The 6024-nt window shown below is 69.8% G+C and carries 5 protein-coding genes and 2 pseudogenes; 5 read left to right on the top strand and 2 right to left on the bottom strand.

Annotated features, from left to right (window positions below; genetic code table 11):
• Positions 1 to 259: pseudogene (locus LOY02_RS17345) on the top strand (hypothetical protein); the annotation flags it as partial.
• Positions 260 to 330: 71 nt separating this feature from the next.
• A complete protein-coding gene (gene arc / locus LOY02_RS17340; protein ID WP_317183622.1) occupies positions 331 to 2178 on the top strand; it encodes a proteasome ATPase in 1848 nt (615 codons plus the stop codon).
• A gap of 134 nt (positions 2179 to 2312) precedes the next feature.
• Here the strand turns inward: arc and LOY02_RS17335 are convergent, their stop codons facing one another.
• Both LOY02_RS17335 and LOY02_RS17330 read right to left on the bottom strand, forming a co-directional pair.
• On the bottom strand, positions 2313 to 2702 hold the full coding sequence (locus tag LOY02_RS17335) for a DUF3054 domain-containing protein (RefSeq protein ID WP_317183621.1): 390 nt from the start codon (positions 2700 to 2702) through the stop codon (positions 2313 to 2315).
• Entirely contained in the window at positions 2699 to 3688 is a 990-nt protein-coding gene (locus LOY02_RS17330) for a ribose-phosphate pyrophosphokinase (RefSeq protein ID WP_317183620.1), read from the bottom strand. The genes LOY02_RS17335 and LOY02_RS17330 overlap by 4 nt, the downstream gene beginning before the upstream one ends.
• A gap of 100 nt (positions 3689 to 3788) precedes the next feature.
• Between LOY02_RS17330 and dop the strand changes: the two genes are divergently transcribed.
• The 3 genes and pseudogenes from dop to LOY02_RS17315 all read left to right on the top strand — a co-directional run.
• The gene (gene dop, locus LOY02_RS17325) at positions 3789 to 5309 is read left to right on the top strand and encodes a depupylase/deamidase Dop (protein ID WP_317183619.1); all 1521 of its coding nucleotides are present in this window, start codon (positions 3789 to 3791) and stop codon (positions 5307 to 5309) included.
• A 114-nt stretch (positions 5310 to 5423) separates the two neighbouring features.
• The gene (locus LOY02_RS17320) at positions 5424 to 5630 is read left to right on the top strand and encodes a ubiquitin-like protein Pup (RefSeq protein ID WP_317183618.1); all 207 of its coding nucleotides are present in this window, start codon (positions 5424 to 5426) and stop codon (positions 5628 to 5630) included.
• A pseudogene (locus tag LOY02_RS17315) lies at positions 5627 to 6024 on the top strand (proteasome subunit beta); the annotation flags it as partial. The gene LOY02_RS17320 and the pseudogene LOY02_RS17315, both read left to right, overlap by 4 nt.

The following is a 6024-nucleotide window of genomic DNA, read 5'->3' as shown; positions in this document are numbered from 1 at the left end:
GTCGGCCGCCGCGGCGTCGGCTGAGAGCTCCGCGACGGCCCACGAGATGGCCCCCGAGACGTCATCCGAGATGTCTTCTGGGCCGGGGGGAGGTCAGCCTGGCGAGACTGCCGGAGCACCACCTGTGCCCGGCTCGACCGCGGCGACCGACATCCCGGCGGACGCCTGGACGCCCGAGGCCCTCGGCGAGCGGGTCAAGAGCGACAAGACGATCCGGCGACTTCGCCGCTCACTGGCCAAAACGTCCGACGACATGTGACCGCTCGGGGTTAGGGTCGAATTGTCACGACCCTGGCGTCAGGGTCGCCGTGACGGACGAGGAGGCCCGAGATGACCGACGAGAGCAGGCAAGAGGAGGCCCGGGCCCGCGGGCTCGGAGATCTCGGATCGGCTGCGGAGACGAGCCCGCGTTCCGAGTCGATCAGCCCCATGAGCGGCGCGGCAGGCGCCACACCGAACCCAGGCGGTCCCGGGCAGGCGGACCGTGAGCTCGAGGCGCTCCGCAGCGAGGTTCGAGCCCTGCGAGACGCCGCTCGGACGTCGCCGCAGCAGACGCGAGAGCTGGAGGCCCGGCTGAGCCACCTCCAGACCTCGCTCCAGTCGTTGTCGGCGCAGAACGAGCGGCTGGTTCGCACGCTCAAGGAGGCCCGGGAGCAGATCGTCAACCTCAAGAAGGAGGTCGACCGGCTCGCGCAGCCCCCGAGCACCTACGGGCTCGTCCTCGACCAGCCCGACGAGGGCGCGATCGACATCCTCACGGGCGGTCGCAAGATGCGGGTGGCGGTCAGCCCCTCGGTCGACCCGGCCGAGCTGGCCCTGGGTCGTGAGGTGATGCTCAACGAGGCCCTCAACGTCGTCTCCGTGCACGGGTACGAGCGGGTCGGCGAGGTCGTCACCGTCAAGGAGAAGCTCGGCGAGGACCGGGTCGTCGTCGTGACGCACGGCGACGAGGAGCGGGTCTGCCGGATCGCCACGCCTCTCGTCGGCGAGCGCATTCGGGTCGGGGACTCCCTGACGCTCGACCCGCGGTCGAACTTCGTCCACGAGCTCATCCCCAAGCTCGAGGTCGAGGAGCTCGTCCTCGAGGAGGTCCCGGATGTCGCCTACGAGGACATCGGTGGACTCGCGGGCCAGATCGAGCAGATCCGCGACGCGGTCGAGCTGCCCTTCCTGCACCCGGAGCTCTTCAAGGAGCACGCCCTCAAACCGCCGAAGGGCGTGCTGCTCTACGGCCCGCCCGGCTGCGGCAAGACCCTCATCGCCAAGGCGGTGGCTGCCTCCCTGGCCCGCAAGGTTGCCGAGCGCACGGGCCGCGAGACCGGCAAGGGCTACTTCCTCAACATCAAGGGCCCGGAGCTGCTCAACAAGTACGTCGGCGAGACCGAGCGGCACATCCGGCTCATCTTCCAGCGGGCTCGAGAGAAGGCGTCGGAGGGCACCCCTGTGGTCGTCTTCTTCGACGAGATGGACTCGCTCTTCCGGACTCGCGGCTCCGGGGTGTCGAGCGACGTGGAGACGACGATCGTCCCTCAGCTGCTGGCCGAGATCGACGGTGTCGAGCGCCTCGAGAACGTCATCGTCATCGGCGCCTCGAACCGCGAGGACATGATCGACCCGGCGATCCTGCGGCCGGGACGCCTCGACGCGAAGATCAAGATCGAGCGGCCCGACGCCGAGAGCGCCCGCGACATCTTCAGCAAGTACCTCACGACCTCGCTCCCGCTCCACGAGCACGACCTCGCCATCCACGGCAGGGACCGGGACGCGACGGTCGAGGCGATGATCACCGCGGCCGTGGAGCGGATGTACTCGGAGACGGAGGACAACCGCTTTCTCGAGGTGACCTACCAGGGCGGCGACAAGGAGATCCTCTACTTCAAGGACTTCAACTCCGGCGCGATGATCCAGAACATCGTCGACCGGGCGAAGAAGCTCGCGATCAAGGACTTCCTCACGACCGGCCAGAAGGGGATCCGTGTCGAGCACATCCTCGCGAGCTGTGTCGACGAGTTCAAGGAGAACGAGGACCTGCCCAACACGACCAACCCGGACGACTGGGCGAGGATCAGCGGCAAGAAGGGCGAGCGGATCGTCTACATCCGCACCCTCATCAAGGGCAAGGACGGGACGGAGCCGGGCCGGTCCATCGCCACCGCGAACACCGGTCAGTACCTCTGAGCTGAACCTCTGAGCTCGTCCTCCGCGGTCCTTCCCGAGGTGGTGACCCTCAGGGCACCCACGAGACACGGCAGGGCCGAGCCGGCTCAGCGGCATACGACACCCTCATGGCTCGTATGCCGCTGAGCCGGCGCTCACTCGCGCGTGCCGCGGGTGCCCACCCGGCTCACGAGCGCACGCCAGCCGACGAGGAAGGCCGCGAGGACACCGGCCGCGACAGCGAGGAAGGCCCAGGCGAAGCCGACCTGGAGGGCGACGCGGAGCAGCATGCCGATGACCAGAGTCGAGAACCACACCGTGATCCCCGGGCCGACCTCGAGCGGCCACGCGCCCCGGCGGCTGTGCACGACGAGCCACCCCATCGCCGTGCCGACGAGGAAGGGGCTCGCCGTGGCGAGAACCCCACCGAGGGAGAGGCTCTCGTCGTGGGAGGCCCTGCCGATCGCGGCGAAGGCGACCACGAGCAGGGCGTCGACGACGAAGCCGACGACAGGACGGCGCCGGAGTGAGGCCGGTGGCGTCACGCGAGGGACTCGAAGGGGAGCCGGGGCTGTGGGGGAGCGTACGTCGGGTCCACGCCCTCGAAGAGGGATGACACCGAACGGCCGTGGTGGATGCGGTCGATCGCTTCGGCGAACAGCTGCGACACGGAGCGCACCCCGAGCTCCGGCCACCCCGCCGGCGGGGGGACCGTGTCGGTCGTGACGACCTCCGTGACGAAGGGGTGTCCACGGAGACGCTCGACCGCCCGCCCGGCGAAGAGGCCGTGGGTGCAGACGATCGTCGCCCGGGTGGCCCCCGCGTCGCGCAGGCGCTCCATCAGCTCGAGCATCGATCCGCCCGTGGCGATCTCGTCATCGAGGATGATCGCGCGACGTCCGCTGACGTCCCCGACGATCGAGTCGATGACGACCTCGTCGTCGGAGATGCGGCGCTTCGAGCCGGCAGCCACCGGCAGCCCGAGCAGCCGGGCGAACTGCGTCGCGACCTTGGCGTTGCCGAGGTCCGGGCTGACGACGACGCAGTCCGCCAGCTCCTGCCCGTGGAAGTGATCGGCGAGGACACCGATGGCCGTGAGGTGGTCGACGGGCATGGAGAAGAAGCCGTGCACCTGCGGCGCGTGCAGTGCCATGGTGAGGACGCGGTTGGCCCCGGCCGTGGCGATCATGTCGGCGACGAGGCGACCGCCGAGCGAGATCCGGGAGGCGTCCTTCTTGTCGGACCGCGCGTACGAGTAGTGCGGCATCACCGCGGTGATCTGGGCCGCCGAGGCGCCGCGGGCCGCGTCGATCATCAGCAGCAGCTCCATGAGGTGCTCCTGGGTCGGCGGCACGAGGGGCTGGACGATGTAGACGTCCCGCAGCCGGCAGTTCTCGAGGAGCTGCGCCTGCAGGCAGTCGTTGCTGAAACGCTTGATGTCGACCGGGGAGCGAGACACGCCGAGGTGACCGCAGATCCGGTCGGCCAGGGCTGGGTGGGCAGAGCCGCTGAAGACGACCACGTCGTTCACTGGGATCCCCTCTCGAGGTTCGCGCGTGTCTCGACGATAGTCGACGCGTTGCCACACTGCCGCGATCCCGCGACGAAGGACTCGCGTTATGGTCTCGACCATGACGGTGCGGCGGATCATGGGCCTGGAGACCGAGTTCGGCATCTCGGTGCCGGGCGACCCGCTCGCCAACCCCATGTACCTCTCCGGGCAGGTCGTCAGCGTCTACGCAGCCGCGCACGGCGTCCGGTCCAACCAGTCGAGCTGGGACTACGCCTTCGAGGACCCGCTCCAGGACGCGCGCGGCTGGCACGTCGACCGCGACACGGCCGATCCGAGCCAGCTCACCGACATCGAGGACCCCACGCTCGCCAACGTCGTGCTCCCCAACGGGGCGCGCTACTACGTCGACCACGCGCACCCCGAGTACAGCTCGCCCGAAGTCACCCTGCCGCGTCACGCCATCCGGTGGGACCGCGCCGGGGACGGCATCGCCCTCGAATCCGTGCGGCTGCTCGCGGAGCGTCCGGCACAGCCACCGGTCAACCTCTACAAGAACAACACCGACGGCAAGGGCCAGTCCTACGGGACGCACGAGAACTACCTCATGCCGCGCCGGACCCCGTTCAGCGACATCGTCCGCCATCTCATCCCCTTCTTCGTGACCCGTCAGGTGGTCTGCGGCGCGGGACGCGTCGGGCTCGGCGTCGACTCCCGGGGAGCCGGCTTCCAGATCTCGCAGCGCGCGGACTTCTTCGAGACCGAGGTCGGTCTCGAGACCACCCTCAAGCGGCCCATCATCAACACGAGAGACGAGCCGCACGCCGTCGCGGACCGCTACCGCCGGCTCCACGTCATCATCGGCGACGCCAACCACCTCGACGTCGCCACCCTCCTCAAGGTCGGCACCACCTCGCTCGTGCTCGGCATGATCGAGGACGGGCACCTCAGTCAGGACTGGTCCATCAGGCGCCCGGTGGCCGCCCTCCAGGCCGTCTCGCACGACCCGACGCTCCGGGAGACGGTCGAGCTCCAGGACGGGCGGACGATGACCGCCCTCGACGTCCAGTGGCTCTACCTCGAGGCCGCCCGCACCTGGCTCGACACCCGGGCCGACGACCCCGTGCCCGAGGCCACCGAGGAGGTCATGCGGTACTGGGAGGACGTCCTGACACGGCTCGGCCGGGACGTCAGGTCCGCGGCGGGCCTGCTCGACTGGGTGACCAAGCTCCAGCTCCTCGAGGGCTACCGGTCCCGGGACGGGCTGGAGTGGGACGACCACCGACTCGCCGCGATCGACATCCAGTGGGCCGACGTGCGCCCCGAGAAGGGCCTCGTGCACCGACTCCGCGACCGTGGGCGCACCGTCGACCTCGTCACCCCCGAGGAGATCCGGGCCGCCCAGTCGACGCCGCCGGATGACACCCGCGCCTGGTTCCGCGGCAACTGCGTCAGCCGGTTCACGCCGCAGGTCTTCTCGGCGAGCTGGGACTCGGTCGTCTTCGACGTGCCCGGCCGGCCCAACCTCCAACGGGTCCCCATCCTCGATCCGGAGCGGGGCACCAGGGCCCAGGTGGGCACGCTGCTCGACGAGAGCCCCGACGTCGAGTCACTCCTGCGCGCCCTGGCCACGCCCGAGTGACGAGTCGGGCGTGGCGAGCGCGCGTCGGGCGTGTCGGGCCGTGGAACGCCGACGCAGCCACAGCAGGAACGGGTTAGGGTCGGTGCATAGGTGATTCGCGTGATGGAGGTAGCCATGGCCGGCCAGGAACACGTCCGACCGCAGCACAGGGACGAGGAGCCCCCCGAGGCTCCCGACACGCCCCCGGCCGCGCCGGCGGGCGCCGCCGTCAAGGAGGGCCTCGACGACGACATCGAGGGCGTGCTCGACGAGATCGACGGCGTCCTCGAGTCGAACGCCGAGGAGTTCGTGCGAGGTTTCGTGCAGAAGGGCGGCCAGTGAGCGGCAGACCCCCCTCACGGGCGCCCAGGCTCGATGACGCGTTCCTCGCGAGCGGGTCGTCGTCGTTCACCGAGTTCGTCGCCGGCGTCCGGCCCGAGCTGCTCCCGTCCGGGCGGCCACTCCCGGCCGGTGCCAGCATCGAGGCACCCCACGGCACGACCATCGTGACCCTCCTGCACGACGGTGGCGTCGTCATGGCGGGCGATCGTCGCGCGACGATGGGCAACGTCATCGCCAACCGCGACATGGAGAAGGTCTTCGCCGCCGACGGCTACAGCGTCGTCGGTATCGCCGGGACCGCAGGCATCGCGGTCGAGCTCGTCCGCCTCTACCAGGTGGAGCTCGAGCACTACGAGAAGATCGAGGGCGCGATCATGTCCCTCGAGGGCAAGGC

The organism is Intrasporangium sp., from assembly GCF_032907665.1.
Taxonomy (GTDB): domain Bacteria; phylum Actinomycetota; class Actinomycetes; order Actinomycetales; family Dermatophilaceae; genus Intrasporangium.
Note: the sequence above shows the minus strand (reverse complement) of the source record. Positions and strands in the feature narration are given on the sequence as shown.